Source organism: Hymenobacter sp. IS2118 (assembly GCF_000715495.1).
Lineage (GTDB): Bacteria > Bacteroidota > Bacteroidia > Cytophagales > Hymenobacteraceae > Hymenobacter.
The window spans coordinates 58,728-81,876 of the sequence record NZ_JNLX01000087.1; the positions used below are offsets into that span (position 1 = coordinate 58,728).

General features: G+C 62.5%; 16 protein-coding genes and 1 tRNA gene. 7 read left to right on the forward strand and 10 right to left on the reverse strand.

Going from position 1 to position 23,149, the window contains the following annotated elements:
- Window positions 1-58: 58 nt before the first annotated feature.
- From GM79_RS07990 to GM79_RS08010, 5 genes are all read right to left on the reverse strand, one after another.
- Window positions 59-4,606: a beta strand repeat-containing protein gene (locus GM79_RS07990; protein WP_035561916.1), complete on the reverse strand. Its 4,548-nt coding sequence runs from the start codon at window positions 4,604-4,606 to the stop codon at window positions 59-61.
- Window positions 4,607-4,682: 76 nt separating this feature from the next.
- Window positions 4,683-5,378 (reverse strand): phage tail protein, encoded by a 696-nt coding sequence (locus tag GM79_RS07995; protein WP_235183999.1) that lies wholly within the window; start codon window positions 5,376-5,378, stop codon window positions 4,683-4,685.
- A 142-nt stretch (window positions 5,379-5,520) separates the two neighbouring features.
- Complete coding sequence (locus GM79_RS08000) at window positions 5,521-6,219, reverse strand: phage tail protein (protein ID WP_081867627.1); 699 nt, start codon at window positions 6,217-6,219, stop codon at window positions 5,521-5,523.
- A gap of 39 nt (window positions 6,220-6,258) precedes the next feature.
- Complete coding sequence (locus GM79_RS08005; protein WP_081867628.1) at window positions 6,259-6,960, reverse strand: phage tail protein; 702 nt, start codon at window positions 6,958-6,960, stop codon at window positions 6,259-6,261.
- 203 nt (window positions 6,961-7,163) lie between these two features.
- On the reverse strand, window positions 7,164-8,354 hold the full coding sequence (locus GM79_RS08010; protein ID WP_035561919.1) for a phosphoglycerate kinase: 1,191 nt from the start codon (window positions 8,352-8,354) through the stop codon (window positions 7,164-7,166).
- 261 nt (window positions 8,355-8,615) lie between these two features.
- On the opposite strand from GM79_RS08010, the gene GM79_RS08015 reads away from it, so the two are divergent.
- From GM79_RS08015 to GM79_RS08025, 3 genes are all read left to right on the forward strand, one after another.
- Complete coding sequence (locus GM79_RS08015; protein ID WP_035561922.1) at window positions 8,616-11,390, forward strand: hypothetical protein; 2,775 nt, start codon at window positions 8,616-8,618, stop codon at window positions 11,388-11,390.
- 148 nt (window positions 11,391-11,538) lie between these two features.
- Entirely contained in the window at window positions 11,539-12,300 is a 762-nt protein-coding gene (locus GM79_RS08020) for a PASTA domain-containing protein (RefSeq protein WP_035561924.1), read from the forward strand.
- 263 nt (window positions 12,301-12,563) lie between these two features.
- Window positions 12,564-14,507, forward strand: a complete 1,944-nt coding sequence (locus GM79_RS08025; RefSeq protein ID WP_081867629.1) for a T9SS type A sorting domain-containing protein — start codon at window positions 12,564-12,566, stop codon at window positions 14,505-14,507.
- A gap of 130 nt (window positions 14,508-14,637) precedes the next feature.
- On the opposite strand, the gene GM79_RS08030 is transcribed toward GM79_RS08025, so the two are convergent.
- Window positions 14,638-15,126, reverse strand: a complete 489-nt coding sequence (locus GM79_RS08030) for a fasciclin domain-containing protein (RefSeq protein ID WP_051718656.1) — start codon at window positions 15,124-15,126, stop codon at window positions 14,638-14,640.
- 489 nt (window positions 15,127-15,615) lie between these two features.
- Here GM79_RS08030 and GM79_RS22835 point away from each other — a divergent pair, with 489 nt between their 5' ends.
- The gene (locus GM79_RS22835) at window positions 15,616-16,131 is read left to right on the forward strand and encodes an META domain-containing protein (RefSeq protein ID WP_051718650.1); all 516 of its coding nucleotides are present in this window, start codon (window positions 15,616-15,618) and stop codon (window positions 16,129-16,131) included.
- Window positions 16,132-16,261: 130 nt separating this feature from the next.
- Here the strand turns inward: GM79_RS22835 and GM79_RS08040 are convergent.
- Window positions 16,262-16,333 (reverse strand) — tRNA-Arg (locus GM79_RS08040).
- Between the two features lie 158 nt (window positions 16,334-16,491).
- Between GM79_RS08040 and GM79_RS08045 the strand changes: the two genes are divergently transcribed.
- Window positions 16,492-16,962, forward strand: coding sequence for an Ohr family peroxiredoxin (locus GM79_RS08045; RefSeq protein ID WP_051718651.1), 471 nt, complete (start codon window positions 16,492-16,494; stop codon window positions 16,960-16,962).
- Between the two features lie 90 nt (window positions 16,963-17,052).
- On the opposite strand, the gene sucC is transcribed toward GM79_RS08045, so the two are convergent.
- Window positions 17,053-18,249, reverse strand: coding sequence for an ADP-forming succinate--CoA ligase subunit beta (gene sucC, locus GM79_RS08050; protein WP_035561928.1), 1,197 nt, complete (start codon window positions 18,247-18,249; stop codon window positions 17,053-17,055).
- A 217-nt stretch (window positions 18,250-18,466) separates the two neighbouring features.
- Window positions 18,467-19,630, reverse strand: coding sequence for a glycoside hydrolase family 113 (locus tag GM79_RS08055; protein ID WP_051718652.1), 1,164 nt, complete (start codon window positions 19,628-19,630; stop codon window positions 18,467-18,469).
- A 136-nt stretch (window positions 19,631-19,766) separates the two neighbouring features.
- On the opposite strand from GM79_RS08055, the gene GM79_RS08060 reads away from it, so the two are divergent.
- Both GM79_RS08060 and GM79_RS08065 read left to right on the forward strand, forming a co-directional pair.
- Entirely contained in the window at window positions 19,767-20,426 is a 660-nt protein-coding gene (locus tag GM79_RS08060; protein ID WP_035561930.1) for an ABC transporter ATP-binding protein, read from the forward strand.
- Window positions 20,427-20,744: 318 nt separating this feature from the next.
- The gene (locus GM79_RS08065) at window positions 20,745-21,530 is read left to right on the forward strand and encodes a hypothetical protein (RefSeq protein WP_035561932.1); all 786 of its coding nucleotides are present in this window, start codon (window positions 20,745-20,747) and stop codon (window positions 21,528-21,530) included.
- A 59-nt stretch (window positions 21,531-21,589) separates the two neighbouring features.
- Here the strand turns inward: GM79_RS08065 and GM79_RS08070 are convergent, their stop codons facing one another.
- Window positions 21,590-23,059 carry an IS4 family transposase gene (locus GM79_RS08070; protein WP_035561936.1) on the reverse strand — a complete coding sequence of 490 codons (1,470 nt, stop codon included), beginning with the start codon at window positions 23,057-23,059 and terminating at the stop codon, window positions 21,590-21,592.
- Between the last annotated feature and the right edge of the window lie 90 nt (window positions 23,060-23,149).

Consider the following 23,149-nt stretch of genomic DNA (forward strand, 5'->3'; position numbering starts at 1 on the left):
CGAACAGCGGCCCGGCTGCAGATGCAACCGGGCCGCTGAAAGGGCGCGTCGAGAGATATTATTCGACCACTAGCTTTTTCACCACCATGCCCGCCTCCGTTTGCAGGCGCAGCGAATACACGCCCGTGGCCACGTTGGCCAGCGGCAGGGTGTGCGTAGCCCGGCCGGCGGGCAGCACCTGCTGCACCACCACGCGGCCCAGGGCATCGACCAGCGCGGCCGTCACGGCCTTGCGGCTGAGCCCGGCGGGCAGTTCCAGAAATACCGCTTTGGTGGCGGGGTTGGGGTACACGGCCACCTGGGCCACCAACGTGGCCGAAGCAGTAGCCAGCACCTGCCGCGCAAACACCAGCTCGAAGCGCGGAGTGGAATTTGCCGCATCCTGGGTGAAGGTGTAGCTGGGTTGCTGGTGTAGGTCGGTGAGGGTGTTCAATTGCAAATCGCGCAGGAAGGGCTGGGCATTGGGACTGAAATTGAGCACTTGCAGCGCCGTTAGCGTGTACGTTCCCGTGGCCGGCACCCGCACCCGCAGGGGCACCACCAGACTGGTGCTCACGGGCAGCGGCAAGCCGTTGATGGACAGCTCGGAGCCCAGCGCGAGCGAAGACAGGTTCAGGCCCGTGGAATTGGCCAGTTTCACGGCATCAAACTGCGAATCCAGACCGGCTGTGGCGCCGGCTTCAAAGTAAATATGGGTGTTATCGGTGGCCAGGCCTGCGGCGGGACCACCCAGCTGCAGTTGCACCAAAGGGCGCGTTTCGGTGGTGCTGCGGCGGAAGGTGGGGTCCTGGTAGGTGGTCAGGCGCTGGCTGTTGCGGAACGTAAGGCTGCCCGTAGTCTGCCCCTCGCTCACCCGCACGAAGAAGCCCTGCCCCATGGTGACGACGGGGTTACCGAGGCCATTGATGTAGCTGCGGTACTGCCCGTTGTACTGGCTGGTGCTTTCGAAAACGTATATGGCCGCGTCGAGATTGGGCCGGTCGCTGGCGGCTACAAGGCTAAAATCGAGCGGTGCGGGATATCGGTTGCCCACCAGCTGCCAGCCCGCCGCGGCGGCCGTGGAGCCGCTGTTGCGGGCCAGGCTCAGGGTCTGGTCGCCGTTGTTGAGCGTGCCCACGAAATCTACAACCTGGTTGGCCCGCAGGTTCACGGTGTAGCCCCGGCCCACCGCCAGCGCCGCGGTGGTCGAAGCCGGCGAAAACCAGCCTTTATCAAAAGCTGCCAGGTTGTTGCTGGTCGTGGCCAAACGGCTCTGGTCGTAGCCAAACACCGTGGGATAGGGCTTGACTGTCGTAGGCGTAGCCGAGGTATTGTAGCTCCCATTAACTACCGGCCCGAAACCCGTTGTTGCCAGGTCGGCCACGGTGCTATTGGCCACCGGCGAGCTGTAGTGGCGGTAGCCCGCGCCCGCGTTGAGGCTGGGGTTGATATAGCGCTGCACCGTGGCATTGCCCACCACTGTTCCGCCGGTGTTCACCACCATCGCCGTGCCGGCGGCATTCGAGAGCAGGGTAAATGAATTAGCGTCGGTAGTAAGACTGCCTGCCAAGGTCAGCACCCGCTGCACGGCAGCAACGCCGGTCAGGGAAGCGCCGTTGGCGCCCACGCTCAGGTTCCAGAAGGTGCTTGGGGCGCTGCCGCCCACGGCCTGGCTGACGGTGCCGGTAAGGGCCACGCTGCCGCCGGTGGCACTAAAAATACCGTTGTTTACGAAGCTGCCCTTCAGGTCAATAACACCACCGTTCTGGGCTAGCCCAGCGCCTGTACTCAGGAACAGGCTTTTGGCTGATGCCGTACCGGCCTCCAGCAAAGGGTAGCGGGGCGCGCCGGCCGGAATGGTGGCATCGATAGTGGCTGTGGGCACGCCCCCGGTCCAGTTCTCCGGCGTAAACCAGTTGGTACTCATGCTGCCGTTCCAGACTGCCACCGTGATGGGAGCATTGTACTGAATAGTGAACTGCGTAGCGGCCGAGTTGCCCGTGTTGTTGGCGTCGATGGCCACATTGGCGGGCACGTTCACCGTCACTGCGCCGTTGCCGGCGGGCGTCACATTAAAGGTGTAGGTAGTGCCCGAGCCGGCAAAACCCGACAGCGTACCGTTGTCCAATACCACGTCAGAAGCCACGAAGCCGCTCACGGCTTCCGAAAAAGTCACCGTCACCGGAATCGGCGAGGTGCTCGTCGGGCTCGTGGCCGTGCTGCTGATGAGTGCCGTTGGGGAGGTGGTGTCCACGGTCCAGGAGTAGGTGGCCGGGGTGGCATCCACGTTGCCCGCGGCATCCGCGGCGCGCACCGACAGCGTGTGACTGCCGTCGGTAAGGCCGGTGTAAACCCGCGGGTTTGCCGTAGCGGTGAAGCCCGCCCCGTCCAGGCTGGCCTGGTACGTTACCGGACTCTCGTTGCTCGAAAAGCTAAATGTGGCCGTTGTGCTATTGGTGTTTGCGGGCGGCCCCGATACAATGCTGGTTTGCGGAGCCACCGTATCCACCGTGAAGGTATTGGTATTGCTGTTGGCGCTCACGGCCGAGCCGCTGGTCTGGGCCGTGGCCCGCACCGTGTGGCTGCCCTGGGCCAAAGCCGTGGGCTGAGGCAGGCTCCAGCCACCGCTGGCCGAGGCCGTGGTCGTGCCAATGGCCGTGCCATCGACAATCACCGTCACGGTGGAACCGGCCGGGGCCGTGCCCGTGTAGGTGGGCGTGTTGGTGCTCACCAAGCTGCCGTTGGCCGGCGCGATTACCACCGGGGCCGCCGTCACCGGCTGGCTGTAAGTAATGGTGAACTGCGTAGCGGCTGAGTTGCCCATGTTGTTGGCATCGATGGCCACATTGGCGGGCACGTTCACCGTCACCGCGCCGTTGCCGGCGGGCGTCACATTAAACGTGTAGGTCGTGCCCGAGCCGGCAAAGCCCGACAGCGTACCGTTGTCCACTACCACGTCAGAAGCCACGAAGCCGCTCACGGCTTCCGAAAAAGTCACCGTGTAAGCAAACGGGCTGGCGCTACTCGTGCTGCCGCTGGCCCCCGTCGAGCTGCTGATGTCCACCAGCAGTGAGGTCGGGGTCACCGTAAAATAGGTGGCCGCGCTATACACGGCCTCGCCGTTGGTAAAGAATAAGCCGACTATTACGCCGTACCTGCCAGGGGCCAGATTCGTCGGTTGAAGCACGCTGAAGGTGCCATCGGCCGTGGCAATGGTGCCACCTCTGTTTACGAGAGAAAATGAGCCGCTGCCGGTCACATCCAGATATACTCCAACTACGCCACCGGCCTGCGCCGTGCCGCTGTAGGTGGGCGTGCGGATGGCCGTTTGGCTGCCATCGGCGGGGCTGAGCAGCACGGGCGGGCCGGCCGTGGCAAAGTGCTCTACGCTGCCGTAGCTGGTGCCTGCGCTGTTGGTGGCATAGGCCCGCACGTAGTACTTGGTAGCGGGCGCTAAGCCGGAAATGGTGGCTGAGAACGAGCCCGTGCCGGTGCCGTTAGCCGCCTTGGTATCGGCTGTGGTTGGGGTCGTGTTGGTGGAGCTGTACACCACGCCCCGGTCCGTCACGGCTGCGCCACCGTCGGCCGTCACGCTGCCGCCAAGCACGGCGCTGGTGGTTGTGATGCTGGTGGCCGCGGCCGTGGTCACGGTTGGGGCTACGGCTACCGAAACCGCGAGGGCCAGGCCATTATAAGTAGCGCCGGCCGTGGGTGGTACAATCACCGTGCGGCTGGCGCCGGCGGTGCTGAAGCGCAGAATACCACCGGTACTCACAAACTGGTCGGCTACGTACAAAAAGCTGTTCGTTGCGTCCAGGGCAATACCGGTGGGCTGGGTAAAGCTGGCGGCGCCGCTGGCCAGCGTGGTTACGGCAAAGCCCGTGGCCAGGCTCACCACTTTCAGCGCGTCCAGCGTAGCATCGGCGCTGCCCTGGGTAAAGAAAATGCGGTTACTGGCCACGTCCAGGGCCAGGCCGTTGTAAGCCGCATTGGCGAGGGCCGGTACCACCACCGTGCGGCCGGCACCCGTCAGGCTGAAGCGCAGGATGCCACCGCCGCCGATATACTGGTCGGCCACGTACAAAAAGCTGTTCGTTGCGTCCAGGGCAATGCCGGTGGGCTGGGTGAAGCTGGCGGCGCCGCTGGCCAGCGTGGTTACGGCAAAGCCCGTGGCTAGGCTCACCACTTTCAGCGCGTCCAGTGCGGGATTGGTGGCGCTGCCCTGGGTAAAAAACAGGCGGTTGCCGGCCACGTCCAGAGCCAGGCCGTTGTAGGTAGCGCCTGCGGTGGGCGGCACGATAACCGTCCTGTTGGTGCCGTCGGCGTTGTAGCGCACGATACCGGTAGCGCCCAGGTAGTGGTCGGCCACATACACGAAGCCGTTGGCCTGGTCGAAGGCAATGCCGGCGGGCTGTCGGAAGTTGGTGCTGCCGCTGGCCAGCGTGGCGCCGGCCGTACCATCCGGGTTCACCGCTTTGGCGGCGTCGAGGGCGGCGTTGCTGCCGCTGCCTTGCGTGTAGTAGAGCCGCACGGCCTGGGCCGAGGCACCAGGCGCCACCAGCAGCAGCAAAAGCACCAACGCTACGCCCAGTTGGGCAAAGCACCGCAAATTATAGCTGTGTTTCATGCGGGCAGGATTTGGCGAAATAAAGAGGATTCCATGAGAAGTAGCGGGTTGCAATACGACATCAATTAATTATGCATCAGAAGCTTGGGTAAACCCCGAATACCGATATGCAATAAATCATGGCCAGCGAAGGCGGCATAATATCGACGGGCTGGCCGCTGCCGGTGGGCTGCACGGTGCCGGCAGCGGCCGTTTCGTTGGGCGAGGCGCCGTAGCCCAGCGCGCTCACGGCTTCGCCGTTCACATCGGTGGCCACGGTGGCGGCCGGCAACAAGCCAACCGGGGAGGCACTGGTGGGCGTGGCGCTGGCCCGCAGCCCATGGGTGTGGGTCGGCAGCTGCGCCTGCGTTAACGTCACGGTTTCGGCCCCGAAAGACTGGCCCAGTACATAATTATTGGCAAGGCCCGGACCCTGACCAAAATGCCGGGGCGCCCGGCTGCGCAGGTCGGGTAAGGCAAAGGTGTCTTGGCCATCGCCGCCGTAGGTGGTCCCAATCAGATTAAACAAGACGTCGTATTCCGATATTGGCAATAACCGCCCGTCACACGGTAGGTAGTTCTGAGGTGCGAAGCTGCCCGCAAACAGCATTATCTCGCCGACGTAAGGCGCGTTTAGCGTATTGCGGGGGCCGGCCACGGCGGGGGCCGCCACGGTGGCGCCGAGCATCAACGCGCCCAGGCGCTTGAGCCAGCTGCGGCGCTCCGGCTGCGCCGGAGCCGGACGAACACCATAGGCCGGCATCAGGCCGGCAGCGGTAGCTATTAGTCGCATCGCAAAGAAATTATTAAAAAAGGAAGGTAAATGCCCGTACTATGGGGTGAGCCATAAGCTTTAAGCTGCAAGCCGCAAGCTTTCATTTTGATTATCAATTAATTGCCAGCCATTCATTGTGCGTTTATTTTCGCATAATTGCTTAAGGACGCGGCGGAAACAGGCCGGAAAGGCAGATGCAGTAGTTCAGGGCCAGGTAAGGCGACAGCTCAAAGGGCTGCTGGGCACCGGCGGCGGCCACGGTGCCGACGGCGGCGGCGGCATCGGGCGCGGGGGCGCGGTTGAGGTAGACAATGGCTGCGCCGGTGGCCGTGGCGCCGTTTGCCAGCACCGCCGGCACGCCCACGGTGGGCGAGCTGCTGGTACCGGCCGCATTACTCACCCCAGCGGCGTGCTGGTGCGCGGGCAGCTCGGCGGTGAGCAGCGTGTGTGTTGGGCTGCCAGTGCGGTCGCCTACGTTTTGCTGTGTAAGGCCCGGCCCCTGCCCTACCCCAATGGCGGCGGCCCCACGCAGGTCGGGCAGGCCAAAGGTGGTTCGGCCGTCGCCGCCGTAGTTGGTGCCCAGAATGGAAAACAACGCCGTGTTTGAGGCGATGGGCAATAGCTGGCCCTGGCACAGGGCGAAGTTGCGCGGCGCGAAGTTGCAGCCCAGCAGCACTATCTCGCCAACGAAGGAATTCGTGCCGCCCAGGGGGCTCGCGGGCCGGGCCAGCGCGGGGGCAGCCAGGGCGGTGCCGCCCAGCAGGGCTCCCAGGCGCTTCAGCCAGCTGCGGCGGGTGGGTTCGGGCTGCGTGAGCCCGGTCGCGGCCGCCAGGGCGGCAGGTGAGTCGAAATCAGTCATAAGAAATAAGACGGGAGAGGAAGCACCCCGGCCGGGGCTTTAGCTGCGGGATGGAAAAACGCCCTGGAGGGCAATGCAGTAGCAAAGCGCCAAACCAGGCGACATCACGTTCACGGCCTGGCTGGCTCCCGCCTGGGCGAGGGCAGTACCGGCGAAGTTGCTGGTGGGGTCGGCGCCGTACGCCAGCAGGCTCACGGCTTCGCCGTTGAGGTCGTTGCCGGCCGAGGCCACGGCCGCCACGGTATTCACGGGCGAGTTGCTGGTGGCGGCGGCGCTGCTCACCTGGTAGCCGTGGGTGTGGGTGGGGAGCTGCGTGCTCGACAACACCACCGCATCGTCGCCACCGAACTGCCCCTGGAAATAGTCTGGCCGGCCCGGCCCCTGGCCAAAGCCTATCGGCATGCGCCCACGCAGGTCGGGCAGGGCAAAAGTGGTTTGGCCATTGCCGCCGTAGGTGGTACCCAGCAGCGCAAACAGGGCCGAGTACTGATTGATGGGCAGTAGCTGGCCGTCGCAACGCGCCCAGCCTCTCGGAGCCGAGCCATAGGGAAAGAGCTGAATTTCGGAGAGGTACGGCTCAATGCTCTGCACCTGCAGGGGAGCGGCAGGGCGGGCCTGGGCACTGCGGCTCAGGAGCAGGCCACCCACCAGCGCGCCCAGGCCTTTGAGCCAGCTGCGGCGGGCGGCGGCAGGCGGCGGTGCGCCGGGCTGCGCGAGGCTAGCAGTAGAAGGTATTGCCATAAAAAAGAGGAAAATGAAGAAAACAAAAGGGCGGTGGCAGTCAGCAGAACTACTAAAGGAAGGGCAAACAAACATACAGCAATTCATTTATAAAAACTAGCATATCTACCCTGAATAAAACACCAAAATGCCCCCACCGCCCGCATTGGGCCGTGGGGGCATTTTAGCTACCCTTAGCAAAACTGTAGTACCAGGCGGCGGTGCTAGCCCAGCGCCGCCACGCCGGGCAGCTCCTTGCCTTCCATGTACTCCAGCAGCGCGCCGCCGCCGGTGCTGATGTAGCTCACCTGCTCGCCGAAGCCCAGCTGCTGAACGGCCGCGGCCGAGTCGCCACCGCCGATGAGCGAGTAGGCGCCTTTGGCCGTGGCGTCGGCAATGGCGTGGGCCACCTGCTCGGTGCCTTGGGCGAAGTTGGGCATCTCAAACACGCCCATGGGACCATTCCAGAGAATGGTTTTGCTCTCGCGGATGATGGCCGTGAAGGCCTCGCGGCTTTCGGGGCCCAGGTCGAGGCCCATCCAGCCCTCCGGGATTTCGGTGTTGGGCGCCTCCTTCACATTGGCGTCGTTGGCGAACTTGTCGGCAATGAGCGAGTCGGTGGGCAGCACCAGGTTCACGCCCTTTTCTTTGGCTTTCTGGATGAGCTCGCGGGCCAGGTCCACCTTGTCGGCTTCGAGCAGCGAGCTGCCCACTTTGCCGCCCTGCGCCACCGCAAAGGTGTAGGCCATGCCCCCGCCGATGAGCAGGTTGTCTACCTTATCGAGCAGTTTTTCGATGATTAGAATCTTATCCGAAATCTTGGCGCCGCCCATGATGGCGGTGAAGGGCCGCTCGGCTTCTTCCAGCACTTTCTTGGCGTTGTCGAGCTCCGACTGCAGCAGGTAGCCGCCCACCCGGTCTTCGGGCGCAAAGGAGTGGGCCATTACGGCCGTGGAGGCGTGGGCGCGGTGGGCGGTGCCAAAGGCGTCGTTCACGTACACGGTGCCCAGCTTGGCCAGTTTGGCAGCAAAGTCTTTATCGCCGGCTTCCTCTTCTTTGTAGAAGCGCACGTTGTCCATCAGCAGCACCTGGCCGGGCTGCAGGGCCGCGGCTTTTTGCGCGGCGTCGTCGCCCAGCACGTCGCCCCCAAACTGCACCTCGCGGCCGTATTCCTCGGTGAGGCGCGCCACCAGGCTTTCCAGCGAAAACTTCTTCTCGTAGCCGCCCTTAGGCCGGCCCAGGTGCGAGAGCAGCACCACGGAGCCGCCGTCGTTGAGGATTTTCATCACCGAGCGCGTGGCCATGCGGATGCGCGTATCGTCGGTGATGCGCAGGTCTTTGTCGAGCGGCACGTTGAAATCGACGCGCATTACGGCGCGCTTGCCAGCGAAATTGTAGTTATCGAGGGTGTTCATCGAATGGGAAGGCGTTGGTTTGAGGCTGCAAAGTAGCACGACAACTCCCCTCCTTACCAAGGAGGGGACGCTGGTGCGACGCGCCAGCGGGGGTGGTTGTGGGCATTGGACGCTAGCGGCGCAACTCGTCCTTGAACCGTTCAGCCGTTGTTCAACGCCTCAACCACCCCAGCCAGCGCGTTGCGCTGGCATCCCCTCCTTGGTAAGGAGGGGAGTTGTCGTTCTGCTGGCCCCGTTCCCCTCCTTACCTTTGCCTCACTTATGAGAATCGGCATTTTTTTCGGGGGCACTTCGCGCGAGCGGGAAATTTCTTTCGCCGGCGGCCGCACCGTCTTTGATAATTTAGACAAGGCCCTGTTTCAGCCAGTGCCCATCTTCGTGGACAGCCTGGGGCAGTTTATTCTGCTCGACTGGCAGTTTATTTACAAGGGTACCATTCGGGACTTCTACCCGCCGGTGTCGTCGCAGCCGCCTTCGCTGCACCATTTGCAGGTGTACATCGAGAGCCTGGGCGAGCTCAGCCCCGAGGAGAAATTCCAGGCCATTTCCAAAGTGGGCCGCCAGGTGCAAATAGCGGAACTGCCGCTGCTCATGGACTTCGCGTTTCTGGCCCTGCACGGGCCGGGCGGCGAAGACGGCGCCATTCAGGGCATGCTGGAGTGGCTGGGCATCCCGTACTCGGGTTCCGGCATTCTGCCCTCGGCCTTTGGCATCGACAAAATTGCGCAGAAGAACCTGCTGCACGCCCTGGGCCGGCCCACGCCCGCTTTCCGCGTCATCAAGGCCGAGGAATGGGACAGCACCAACCACGCCGCCACGCTGAGCTACCTGGTGCGCGAGCTGGGTTTGCCGCTGGTGCTCAAAGCGCCGCGCCAGGGCTCTAGCATCGGCGTGAGCATTCTGAAAACCGACGACTTGGCCAAGTTCGAGGACGCCGTGGAGCGCAGCCTGTTCCGCAAAACCCTCACCAAGGAGGAATGGCTGCGGCTGGGCGAGCAGGACAAGCTGGCCTGGGTGCAGCACCTCACCGACATCCGCGAAGGCATTGGCCTACCAGTGGTATTCGACGACGAAACCGCCCCCATCTACCACCCCGAAACCTTGCTCTTTGCCCTCAACGAGCGGTTTGAGACAGCCGACAGCGTGCGCCTGACCAATGTAGACGGCGAAACGCAGGTGCTGATTGAAAGCTTTGTGGCCGGGCGCGAGTTCAGCTGCATTGTGGTGGAAGACGCCAGCGGCCTGCCTCTGGCCCTGCCGCCCACCGAGATTGTGAAGGGCGACGAGCTATTCGACTACCGCTCGAAGTACCTGCCCGGGCTGGCGCGCAAAGTCACGCCCATTGACCTGCCCGAGGAAAAAATTCAGGAAATCCGCGAAGCCTGCGAGGAGATGTTCCGCACGTTCGGCTTCCAGGTGTACGCGCGCCTCGACGGCTTCTATGTGGAAGGGAATGAGGGTATGGGGGTAGGAGGGCATGAAGTAGACAAATCCTATACCGCAACTCCTACCCCCATACCCTCCCCCCCCCCTACCCTATACCTCAACGACCCGAACACAACATCGGGCATGCTGCCGGCGTCGTTCTTCTTCCACCAGGCGGCCGAAATCGGGCTCAACCCGTCCCAGTTTCTCACATTTCTGATTCGCACGTCGCTGGCGGCGCGGCGCCGGGCCGGACTGCGGCCCGTGAAGCTGGCGCAGCTGCTGGCCCGGCTGGACGAAGCCGTGGCCGGCCGCCAGCACGAAACCACCGAGCGCATCCGCGTGGCCGTAATTATGGGCGGCTACTCCTCGGAGCGGCACATTTCGGTGGAAAGCGGCCGCAACATCTACGAGAAGCTCAGCTCCTCGGCCAAGTACGCGCCGGTGCCGGTGTTCCTCACCGGCTCGGCCGACGAGCACCGCCTCTACGTGCTGCCCGTGAACGTGATGTTGAAGGACAACGCCGACGACATCCGCGAAAAGATTGAGCACGCCGAGGCTGGCGAGGCCCCGCACCCCATTCTGGAGCGTATCCGCCGCGAAGCCAGCGCCATCACGAGCACCTACGCGGGCCAGGGGCTGGCCTTGCCCCGCCGCATTACCTTCGAAGACCTGGCCCAGCTGGCCGACGAGGTGTTTATTGCCCTGCACGGCCGGCCCGGCGAAGACGGCGCGCTGCAGCAGCAGCTGGAAAAATTCGGGATGCCCTACAACGGCTCGGGCGTGGCCAGCAGCAGCGTCACCATCAACAAGTTCGAAACCAACAAGCGCCTGCGCACCGCCGGCCTGCTAGTGGCCGAGCACCGCATGGCCGCCAAGCTGGAGTGGCAGGCCGAGGCCGAAAGCTTCTACCGCACGCTCGAAACCCAGTTCCCCTACCCCTTCATTGCCAAACCCGCCGACGACGGCTGCTCTTCGGCGGTGAAGAAAATCAAGACCCGCGCGGAGCTGGAAGCCTTCAGCCAGCTCATTTTTCGGACCGAGGAAGACCTGCTCACGGGCCCCGCCGGGGTGCTGCAGTTGGGCTTCAAGGAGGAGTTTCCGCGCAAAGACGCTTTCCTGGTCGAAACGCTCATCGGCCGCGACGGGGCCGCGCATTTCCTGGAAGTAACGGGTGGCCTGCTCACGTCTTTCGACGAAGATGGGCAGCTCAGCATCGAGGTGTTTGAGGCCAGCGAGGCCCTGGCCACCGGCGAGGTGCTGAGCCTGGAAGAGAAATTCCTGGCCGGCGAAGGCCAGAACATCACCCCCGCCCGCTACCACGCCGACCCCGCCGAACGCCAGCGCATTTCCAACGAGGTAAAGGCCGTGCTGCGTCGCGTGGCCGAAGTGCTCGACATTCAGGGCTACGCCCGCATCGACGCCTTCGTGCGCGTGCGCGCCGGGGGCGAAGTTGAGGTGCTCATCATCGAAGTAAACTCCCTGCCCGGCATGACGCCCGCCACCTGCATTTTCCACCAAACGGCGCTGGCTGGCTACACGCCGTATCAGTTTATCGACCGGATTCTGGAGTTCGGCAAAGCGCGGGTGGCCTTAAGCACAACCAATTAGCCCGTCATGCTTTATCTGGCGTCCGCTTGCTGAAGCATCTCTACCGCGTAACTAACCCAATCAATTGGATTTACTATTGCGGTAGAGATGCTTCGACTCCGCTCAGCATGACGTTCTTTATTCCTTCAAATAGCATCTTATTCGCTCAATGTCATTCTTTTCTGCTAATAGCCCCCTTGATGTGGTGAAGCACCTGGTGCTGATTACCGTTGCCGGCCTGCTGCTGGTACTGGGGTTCTTCTACGTGTACCTGCCCATGACCACCCACCACGGCGAAACCATCACCGTGCCCAAGGTGACGGGCATGAACGTGGCCGACCTGGAGGACTACCTCGAGGAGCGTAACCTGGCCTACTTCGTGGATGATTCCAGCTACAGCCCCAGCATTCGGCCCTTTACGGTGCTGGTGCAGGACCCCGCGCCCGGTGAGAAGGTGAAGGAAGGCCGCAAAATTTACCTGCAGGTGAGCATGCAAAACCCGCCGGTCATCAAGATGCCTAAGCTCACCGATGGCTCCTCGAAGAACGCCATGCTCATCCTGAAAAGTTACGACCTGGTGGTAGGCCAGATTCAGCTGGTGCCCGACCTGGCCCAGAACGCCGTGCTCAAGCAGCTGGTGAACGGCAAGGAGATAGCGCCCGGCGCCCCCATTGCCAAAGGCACCAAGGTCGACCTGGTGGTAGGCGACGGCCAGGGCAACCAAACGTTTGCCGTGCCCAACCTCATCAATATGCCCGAGGACGAGGCCATTACGCTGCTGGTGGGCCAGGGCTTGCAAAAAGGCGAAGTATTTGAGCAAACCGCCGAAGCCGGCCAAGTTACTGGCACAGTGGTGCGCCAGCGCCCCGCAGCCGGCCCCGACGCCACCATTCGCATGGGCCAGCTGGTCGATATCTGGGTGGCGCGTTAACGGTCAACCAAGTATTGCGCGGGTTTGCAGGCGACGTGCTGATGGTTTCGCACTTTTTATACGGCGGTTCTCGTTAGGCTGCTTTTGAGTAGTCAGAAAATTACAATTCCGATAAAAGGCGCGGCTAATTGACTGCACTTTTCACGCGTACCCGGCCGTTAACCTCACTCCCTAACCCACTCTTCTTGGGGAGAGAGGGCTAGGGAGTGAGGTTAACGGCCGGGTACGATTGCACAATACGGGCACACAAAAGCTAACTACCTATGACAACACCCTTCCGCATGTGGCGCGGCCTGCTCCTACCCGGGCTGCTTATCCTCGCCGGTGCTGCTTCGGCGCAAGTAGTTCCCACGCGGCCCCTGTCGGCCGACCCGGCCCGGGCCGCGTATGCGCCCCAGCCAGACGCGCGGGCCCAGCGCCGGACCGCCGCTTTGGAGCTGCCCTTTTTCGACGATTTTACCACGCCGCTGGAAGGCGCGCCCGGGGTTGAAAACTGGCTGCCAACCGGCGGCGCGCTGGTGAGCAACCGCCTGGCCATTTACCCGCTCACCCGCGGCGCGGCCACGCTGGATGGCCTCCGGGCCAACGGCCAGAGCTACAGCGGCACCGTCAACGCGTCGTATGGCATCCTCGATTCGCTGGTTTCGCAGCCCATCAATCTGGCCGGCCTCACGCCAAACGACCAGCTCTACCTGAGCTTCGCCTGGCAGGCGGGCTCCATCATCGGGGTGCCCAACCGGAATATTGGCAACACCCAGGTGCGGCTGGAGCTGTATGCCAAAACGGCGGCCGGTGCCTGGGAGCTATTGTGGCAGGAGCTGAGCACGGGCCGGCGCACGGCGTTCCGGCAACAGGTTTTCAGCCTCAACGACGCGAAGTACCTGCACGGCAGCTTCCAGTTTATGTTGCTGGCCACGGGCAACCGGGCCGACAACAGCGACGGCTGGAGCGTGGACTACGTAGTGCTGGACCGGGGCCGCACGCGCGGCCTGACCGATACCACGTTTGTGGACGTGGCCACCAGCGCCGGCATCCGGGGCGGCATTCCGTCGGGTGGTTTGAGCAACCCGCTGCGCCGCTACACGGCCATGCCGGTGTGGCAATTCAACGCTGCCACGCCGCCCAACAGCGAAGTAGCGGCCCGCATGGGCGTCAATTTCACCAACCTGAATGCGGGTAATCTGCCCGTTCCCATCAGCATCGCAGGCACGGTGCGCGAGCTGCCCACTAGCTTGGTTCCTGGTAATTGGGCCGGGCGCTCCATCGCCTTTCCCGTGAATCCGCGTCAGGACAGTGTGACGGGCCACCCCGACCGCGTGGCCATTCCGCGCACGCCCACGGCCAAAACCCTGCGCTACACGCTGGTGCTCGACGCCCAGGAAACCGACCCGCGCACGCAACCCAACGACACCATTTTCCGCGACGTGGTACTGGATAACTACTATGCCTACGACGACGGCTCGGCCGAAAATATCGTGCAGCTGGTGTCCTACTCCACCGGCATTGCCTCCGCCTTTGCCTACCGCATCAACCTCAACCAGCCCGATAATGTGCGGGCGCTGCGCCTCTACCCCGTTTTCACGGCCTCGGACCGCGCCAGCCGACCTGTTACCATCAGCGTCTGGAATGAGGAAAATGGCCGGCCCGCCGATATGCCGGTGGCCACCAAAAGCGTGAGCCTGCCCAACCCGCTGCCAGCGGGAGCGCCGTACTTCGAAATCACTTTCGACCAGCCGGTTCCGGTGTCGGGCACGTTTTACGTGGGCTACTCCCAGCCCTCGCAGGGCCGCGACCTGCACTACGGCCTGGACTTGAACAATACCTTCCCGCCCGCCCACCTCTGGCGGCGCGACAACACCGGCGCCTGGGACACCGTGAGCTTCGTGCCGCGCGGTGCCGTGCGGCGGGGCGCCCTGATGATGCGCCCGGTAATGACCAACAGCGTGCTAACCGCCAGCGCCACCGCCCGCCAGGCCGAGGCTTACAGCCTGTTTCCCAACCCCACCCGTGGCACGGTAACCGTGGCCGGGCCCGCATTTGCCCGCGCCACCGTGCTCGACGCCGTGGGCCGCCGCGTGTGGGAGCAGCCCGCCGCGCAGGCCGGCCAGGCCACGCTCGCGCTGCCCTACCTGCCCGCCGGCGTCTACACCGTGCGCCTGACTCTGGCCGATGGCCGGATAGTGGGCCGCCGCCTGATGATTGAATAAGGAAGAGCGTTAGTCGCAGCCGCCACCCACCAAAAAAAACACCCACCGGCCAGCCGGTGGGTGTTTTTTGTTTACGAGCAGCAAGCAGAACACCTGTTTGGGACTGTCAGCCTGCTGCTTGATTGGCTGACTATTGAGCGGGCATCAGCACCGTGTCGATTACGTGAGTTACGCCATTTTTAGAAATAACGTCGGCGATGGTCACGGTGGCCATGCCGCCTTTGGCGTCCTTAATCATCACGCCGTTGCTGTTCTTAATCACCGTCAGGGTTTCGCCCTGCACGGTGGTGAGGACCTGGCCATCCGTAAGGTTGGCGGCAGTAACGCTACCGGGCACTACGTGGTAGGTCAGGATTTTGGTGAGCGTAGGCTTCATTTCGGGCGTCACCAGGGAGTTGACGGTACCGGCGGGCAGCTTGTCGAAGGCGCTGTTGGAAGGTGCAAATACGGTGAAAGGACCGGCACTTTTGAGGGTTTCTACCAGGCCGGCGGCCTTCACGGCAGCTACCAAGGTGGTGTGGTCGGCGCTACCCACGGCGTTGTCCACGATGTCCTTGTCAGGCGTCATCATGGCGCCGCCTACCATTACACCGGCACCCATGCCCATGTCGCCTTTCATATCGGCTTTTTTGTCGTCTTTGCGGGGCTTGGTTTTGGCCTTCATCTTGTCGCCCTTGTCCGATTTGCCTTTGACCTTCATCTTGCCGTCATCGGCCATCTTGGTCTTGGTCATCATGCCATCGGCCTTGGTTTTGGTCTTCTCGTCGTCGCTCTTGGTTTTCATATCCTGGGCAAAAGCAGGAGCGGTGAAAGCGACGGTAAGAGCGAGGGTTGCGAAAAATGGTTTAATATTCATGGTTCAAAGTTGAGTAAACGAAACAGTTGAAAAACACAGAATGCCTTATACGCAGAAGCGGGGCCGAAGGCTGAGAACCGGTCGATTATAGCCAGCAAATCGCTTCATGAATGGGTTTGCCACGGAACGACAATCTTGAAAATAAGCCTGGAATCCTCCTCGAAAACTCTCCCCAAAAGCCAGTAGTCAGCCATTGGGCAGTACCTTCTGCCGTAATTTCCTAATCAACAACTTCCCTTACCGCTTGCCGTTATGCCATTTCCTTTCGTCTTACGGATAGGTGCTGCCCTGCTCCTGCTCGTGCCCGCCGCGTGCAGCTACGACATCGCCGAAAGGCCCACCAGTGGCCCGGTAACCGAGGCCGTTGATAACGCCGCTCCCACGACCTCGCCCCTGCGCGACGTGCGCTGGGAGCTGCGCGAGCTGGCTGGCCAGGCCCCTCCCGCCATGGAGCAAACGCCGTATCTGGTACTCGACGAAGGCCGGGCCCGCGTGGAGGGCCGCGCCGAAGGCCGGGCCCGCGTGGAGGGCCGCGCCGGCTGCAACCGGTTTTCGGGTCCTTACACGGCGCCCGCCGTGGGCCAGCTCCGCCTAGGGCCGCTGGCCACCACCCGCAGCGCCTGCCCCGACCTGGCTACCGAAGGCATTTTCCTGCAAGCCCTCAACCAAGTGCAGCACTACCGCGTCAGCGGCACCACGCTCAGCCTGTTTTCGGCCGATACGCTGGCGGCCCCGCTCGCCCGTTTCCAAGCCATAGCGGGGAAGTAAGTGGCCGCGCAGCCGCTCTGAATGCTTTCTGCCCCACTGCAACTACTGAGTACCAGCTCGAACGTTTTCTTCGCGTTCGGCATTTCAGCAAGAAAAAACCCCCTAAGCAAGCTGCAGAGGGGGTTTTACGTGGCCGCGTTAGGAATCGAACCTAAATCAAGAGCTTCGGAAACTCTCATACTATCCGTTGTACGACGCGGCCGGATTAGGCTGCAAAAGTAGCCAAAAAAGCGAAGGGGACCAAATATAACCTCACAATTCCTACGAGCCAGCCGAGAAGCGACAAAACCCCAGACCGGAAAAAGCAGTTAAACTAACTGTATTAGTGAGCATAAATCTTCATCCTCCTACACTGTTTTTATGAAAAAGAATCTGTACACGGCCGATGCCTCGGCCATTGGCGGCCGCAGCGGCCGCGTTCGCTCGGCTACGGGTACCATCGACATGGAAATGTCGGTACCAGAAGGCCTGGGTGGCAAAAAGGATGCAACCAACCCCGAAGAGCTGTTTGCCGCGGGCTACGCCTCGTGCTTTCAGCAGGCGCTGCTCGTGATTGCTCAAAAATCGGGCGACACCCTCGACAAAGAAAGTACGGTGCAGTGCTCCGTTACGCTCTTTCAGGAAGGCGAAGCCTACGGTCTCAGCGCCATCCTTGACGTGGATTTGAAGAAATTTGACGAAGGCAAAACCATTGATATGGTACGCCAGGCGCACAAAATATGCCCCTATTCGGTGGGCACTCGCGGCAACATGGAAGTCGAGCTCAAAGTAATGGGCAAGACCATTCCGGTGCAAGCGGAGGAAAACGTGGGCGTAGCCGAAGGCAAGTGAATTAAAAATTGAGGATTAAAAATTAAAAAGGCCGTTCGGATATGTTCCGAACGGCCTTTTTAATTTTTAATCCTCAATTTTTAATTGCCGCTACGCAGCCGCCAGCACTTCTTTCACGCGGGCAGCGGCGTCCTTCAGCAGGGTAGCTGACTTCACTTGCAGGCCGCTTTCGTCGATGATGCGGGCGCCTTCTTCGGCGTTGGTGCCCTGCAGACGCACGATGATGGGCACGCGGATATCGCCGATTTTTTTGTAGGCTTCCACCACGCCGTTGGCCACCCGGTCGCAGCGTACGATGCCGCCGAAGATGTTAATCAGGATGGCCTTCACGTTCGGGTCCTTCAGAATGATGCGGAAGCCCGCCTCCACCGTCTGGGCGTTGGCTCCACCCCCTACGTCGAGGAAGTTGGCCGGCTCGCCGCCGCTCAGCTTAATGATGTCCATGGTGGCCATGGCTAGGCCGGCGCCGTTCACCATGCAGCCCACGTTGCCGTCGAGCTTCACATAGTTCAGGTTGTTCTGGCTGGCTTCTACTTCCAAGGGGTCTTCCTCGTTAAAGTCGCGCAGGGCCACGAAATCCTTGTGGCGGTACAAGGCGTTTTCGTCCAGCGTCACCTTGGCATCAACGGCCAGAATCTTGTTGTCCGACGTTTTCAACACGGGGTTGATTTCGAACATGGCGCTGTCGGTTTCGTCGTAGGCCTTGTAGAGGGCGGTTACGAATTTCACCATTTCCTTCTGCGCTTCGCCCTCAAGGCCCAGGTTGAAGGCAATTTTGCGGGCCTGGAAGCCCTGCAGGCCCACGGCGGGGTCCACGTGCTCGCGGTGGATTTTCTCGGGATGCGCCTCGGCTACCTCCTCGATGTCCATGCCGCCTTCGGTGGTGTAGATGATGACGTTTTTGCCCAACGCCCGGTCCAGCAGCACGCTCATGTAGTACTCCTTCGGCTCCGAATCGCCGGGGTAGTACACGTCCTGGGCTACCAGCACCTTGTTCACTTTGCGGCCTTCGGGACCGGTTTGCTTGGTGATGAGCTGCATGCCAATGATGTCCTTGGCAATGCCTGCCACCTTGTCCAGGCCTTTGGCGAGCTTCACTCCGCCCCCTTTGCCCCGTCCGCCGGCGTGAATCTGCGCCTTGATGACGAACCAGGTGGTGCCGGTGTCAGCCGTTAGTTTTTCGGCGGCGGCCACGGCCTCCTCGGGGGTATCGGCCACAATGCCTTCTTGGATACGGACACCGTATTTTTTCAGGATTTCCTTGCCCTGGTATTCGTGAATGTTCATAAGGTTGGTAAAGGGGTGGGTTTAGCGACTCTTACCTTCGGTTGGTAGCACGAAAGTACGGCGGCCAGTCTTTATTGTAGCAATTGCGTGCTCGTAGCACAAGCTTTAGCTTGTGACGAGCACCGCGAGTTCGGCGGCTGGCTTCGTTAAACGGTGCGTTACCGGATACTCGCTGCACTCGTCACAAGCTAAAGCTTATGCTACATTATAGCTTGCACTACTGCCCGTACCAGCGGGCCAGCACGGCTTCGGCGGGTTTGTGCTGGGGCGTAAAATCGGCGTGGCGGCGGGCCGGGCCGTCGGGGGCCAGGCCGGGGTACCACTTCCAGATAAACATGCCTTTCAGCCACGGCTGGCCCCAGCAGGCCCGGAACAGCGCCTCGTAGCAGCGGGCCTGGGTGGCTTCGTCGGGCGCGATGGGCAGGGCCAGGCGCTCGGGCCACTCCCAGGGCCGGGCCGCGGCGTCGGGGGTGGTTTTGTAGCCCACTTCGGTGAACACAACCGGCTTTTTGACTTTTTTCTGCCAGGCGGCCAGCTCGCGTAGGTGGGGCTGCCAGCCGGCCATCAGGGCGTCGAGGGACGGGTTGGCGGCTGGGCTCAGGGGGAAGTAAGCTTGAATGCCCACGTAGTCCAGCGCGTCCCAGAACCGGATTTGTTGGTACTCCCCGCTCCAGTTGGCGGCGTAGGTGAGTGGCCCGTGGTACACCTGCCGGATTTGGCGAATGAGGCGGCGCCACGCCTTTTCGTGGGCGGGCTCGGTGGGGTGCAGCAGCTCGGTACCAATGCAAAACGCGTCGAATTTACCCTGCTCCGCCACTTGGGCGTAGTGCAGGATATAGGTGGCGTAGCTGGCAAACCAGGCGTCCCAATCGGCCGGGCTCTTCATATTAATGTCGCCGGGCCAGGCGCCGTTGCCGCGCACCCAGAGGTGAGGCTTGAGCAGCGTGCGGATGCCGTGCTGGTGGGCCAAGCGCGCGGTGTGCAGCAGGCCGGCGTCGCTCTCGCCCCAGTAGCTGCCGCGACCGGGCCGCCGCCCGGTGCTCACCCGAATCAGCGGCTCGTTGGCCCCGGTCTGCCAGCCAAAGGGCATCTGGGCTATCCAGGTCACGTGGGCTTTGCGCAGGGGCTCCAGGTCGGCGGCGGTCGTAGAGTCGCCGCCCACCCAGCTCACGCCGCGCAGCCGAGTACTATCGAAGACTTCCGCGCCGCTGAAAGAGGCGGTTCCGAATGCAGAAGGCATTGTGGCCAGTTGCTGGCTAAGGGCCGTATCGGCGCCTTCGCCCCCCACCTGCCGGGGCCACCACCGCAGGGCCAGCAGCGGCACTGCCGCCAGCAGCACCAGCAGCCACCAGCGCCGCCGCAAAACAAAAAATACAGGCATTAGCGAGAGGTCAGTCACTGGCACAATTTCAAAATACGCCGCCCGGTCTATAACATATTTGCGGCCTCGTAACGCTAGCGCAGATTCTGCGTAGCTTTGCCACTACCGCATCATTCACGCTTTTCGTTGCCTTCCGTTGCTGCAAGCTATCAACATTCACAAGAGCTACAACTCCCTGAACGTGCTCAAGGGCATTGATTTGACGATTGAAAAGTCGGAAATTGTCAGCATCGTGGGCTCTTCGGGCGCGGGAAAAAGCACGCTGCTGCACATTCTGGGCACCCTGGACAACCCGGATTCGGGCGAGGTGTTGTTCGATGGCGAGTCGGTGAGCACGCTGGGACGCAACGACCTGGCCCGGTTCCGCAACCGGCACATCGGCTTCATCTTTCAGTTTCATAACCTGCTGCCCGAGTTCACGGCGCTGGAAAACGTGTGCCTGCCTGCCTACCTGGCCGGGCGCTCCGAGAAGGAAGTGCGCGTGCGGGCCCGCGAGCTGCTCGGCATGCTCAACATGGAATTCCGGGCCGACCACAAGCCCAGCGAAATGAGCGGCGGCGAGCAGCAGCGCGTGTCGGTAGCCCGCGCCCTCATCAACTCGCCCGAAATCATTTTTGCCGACGAGCCCAGCGGCAACCTCGACACCAAGAACGCCCAGGAGCTGCACCAGATTTTCTTCCTGCTGCGCAAAGAGCTGGGCCAGACCTTCGTGATTGTGACGCACAACGACCAGCTGGCCGAAATGGCTGACCGCAAGATTGTGATGCGCGACGGCCACATCGTGGAGGGCGGCTAACGGATACCAACAACGATTTTTCCCGCAGAGGAGCGCAGAGGTTCGCGCAGAGGGCCGCAGAGGATGTTCTTCTGCGGCCCTCTGCGCGAACCTCTGCGCTCCTCTGCGGGAAAGCTTTAGGGCCGATTTTTCCAAAACTTCATTCTCGCGAACCACTTACCCAATAGGATTAGTTAGTTTATTTTTCATAAATGTGCATAACAACTTGATATACAGCAATAAAATTTACCAATATTTTTGGCTTTTCTGGCACGTTTCTCGCAATGCTTCGGTTATAGACCCGAACATCAGTTGGACACATTACTAAAGAACAAAGCCATGAACGAGGCCACCAAAACCACCAAGGACATTACCAAGAAAGTAAAAGTCGAGAGCTACGACATCAGTCGCTCCGATGAGACGCTGGACCTGGCGAAGGACCTCGCCAAGTTCATCAAGGACAACAAGCTCACTACTAACGTGCAGGGCAAGGAGTTCGTGAACGTGGAGGGCTGGCAGTACGCCGGTTCGCGCCTGGGCATCGTGCCCATCGTGGAGCACGTCATCAACGTGAGCAGCCCCGATGAGATGAAATACCAGGCCAAAGTCACGCTGTTTGATATCCGCCACCAGACTACCGTGGGCGCTGGCTTTGCCGTGTGTTCCAATAAAGAGAGCGGCAAGAAGTTCTACCAGGAGTTCGCCATCATGAGCATGGCCCAGACCCGCGCCATTGGCAAGGCCTACCGCAACTGCCTGGCTTGGATTATCCGCGCTGCTGGCTACGAGCCTACTCCTGCCGAGGAAATGGACTACAACACCAACACGCCCGTTGCTGTCGTGGCGCCGGCTGCCGCTGTAGCCCAAGCCGTGCCCGCCATGCAGGTGGTGCCCGCCGAGGTCCCAGCCGTAGCCGCCGAGCAAGCTGCGCCGGTGCAGTACGCCACGGCTTCGCAGAAAGAGGAAATCATCCGCCTGCTTAACCACCCGGTGATTACCCGCCCCGAGAAGACCAAGATGCTGCTCAACATCAACCGCCTCGATGAGGAGCGCGCCATCCAAGCCATTGCCAAGCTGCGCAAGGCCATTGATGACCGTGAAAACGGCGAGAAGGTGGCGGCCTAAGCGGCGGCCTCGTTATTTAAGAAGCCCGGTGCCGTGAGGTGCTTGTCCTTACCCACATCTTAGGGCTGGTTAAGCTGAGCGGCGAGCTGGACGCCTTCGACGAGTAAGCGCAGGCTCATCAGGCCGCGCCAGAGGGTTTGCCAGCCAGGTGGTCCGTCGCCTTTGCGGCCCAGGTGGCCGCCCAGGCCAGCCAAGGCATAATACACGTCGCGCACAGTCTGCACGGGTCGTGAACTGCGCAGCGTGAGGACCTGTAAAAAAGTCGCTTCCAGCCCCGCTGCCGTCGCCGGCAAGTCGGGTTGGAGGCGACTTTTTTCGCGCATATCCACTAGCGCCAATGCGACCACGCTGAGCAGGGCGACGGCGGCAAAAAGACGGTCAGCGGTTTGGAGCTGGAGCTTTTCGGCCCCCAGGCCCGTTTTCAGGGCTTTGTGAAAGTCCTCGATGAGCCAGCGGCTCACGTACTGCCGGGCGCAGGCGTGGGCCTGGGCAAAATCCGTGATGGGTTGGTCGCAGAGCAGCAGCCATTCCAGGGCGGGCGTGGCCGGGCCTGTGTCCCCGACTTGGGCGGCTTCCCAGACCCGTACCAGGGCGCAGGGAACCGGGTCCCCTTTGCCCGTCGCCGCGCCCGGTCGCTGGGGCGCACGCAGGGCCAGCGGGGGGCTGAAACTGACCTGGAGCAGCACTTCGCGGGCCGGCTGGCCCGGCCGGCCACGCAAGGCCAGGGTCAACTGGCCCGCCGAGGGCTGGGCCCGCGCCACGGCGAAGAGCCGCCCGGCGGGCGCTTTGTCGGCGCCGGCCACCAGGGCCCGGTCCTGGGCGGCGCGCACCACGAAGCCCAGGCCCTGGGCCCGGCACTGCTGCAGGTGCTCGTAGATGTCGGCCCCGCGGTCGGCCACCACCACCCAGCGCGCGTCCGGTGGCGGGCTGCCCACGTTGCGCAAGCTCCGGGACCAGAGCGCCGATTCGCGGACCCGGCCCTGGCGCAGGCGCGAGCCGCCGTGGAGATGGTCTTTTTCGGCCTCCGGCACCGGTTGACGGACGTGAAACTGCTGGTCCAACAGGCCCAGCAGCGGCAGGGCGGGCCGTTTGGCGGCCGGGTCGGGGTCCTGCACCGGCCAGCCGGCGGCCACCAACGAGTGCAGCAGTACGCCCTGGCTCGTGGCCTTGCCCGGCCCGACCGGCCCCAGGCCGGGCCGGCGCTCGTCGGCTTCGGGCCAGCTCAGTTCGCTCGTGTCTTCGACCAGCAGGTAGGTGCCCGGCTCCTGTAGCGCTTGGCGAACCACGGCCTGATGCGCCCCCTGCAGCGCCTCGGGCGTGGCCCTTGCACCGCCCAGCAAGCGATACGCCGCTTTACTGGCCCCCGCCTGGCCGGTCCCCAACTGCGGAATGGTGGCCCCCGGCTGCCGGGCCCAACCGGCGGCCAACTGCACCACCCGTCGGCTGCGGCGGGCATCGCCCAACACCGTGCCCCCAAAATGCGTCTGCGCCCACAGCTGCGGGTCGCAGAAATGCGTCGAAATACTCATCTCGCAAGCTACTAAGCCGGCCCCGCAAGAACCCACAAAAAAGCGCCGACCTGTTGGCCGGCGCTTTTCAAAGATGTGGGTAAGGACAAG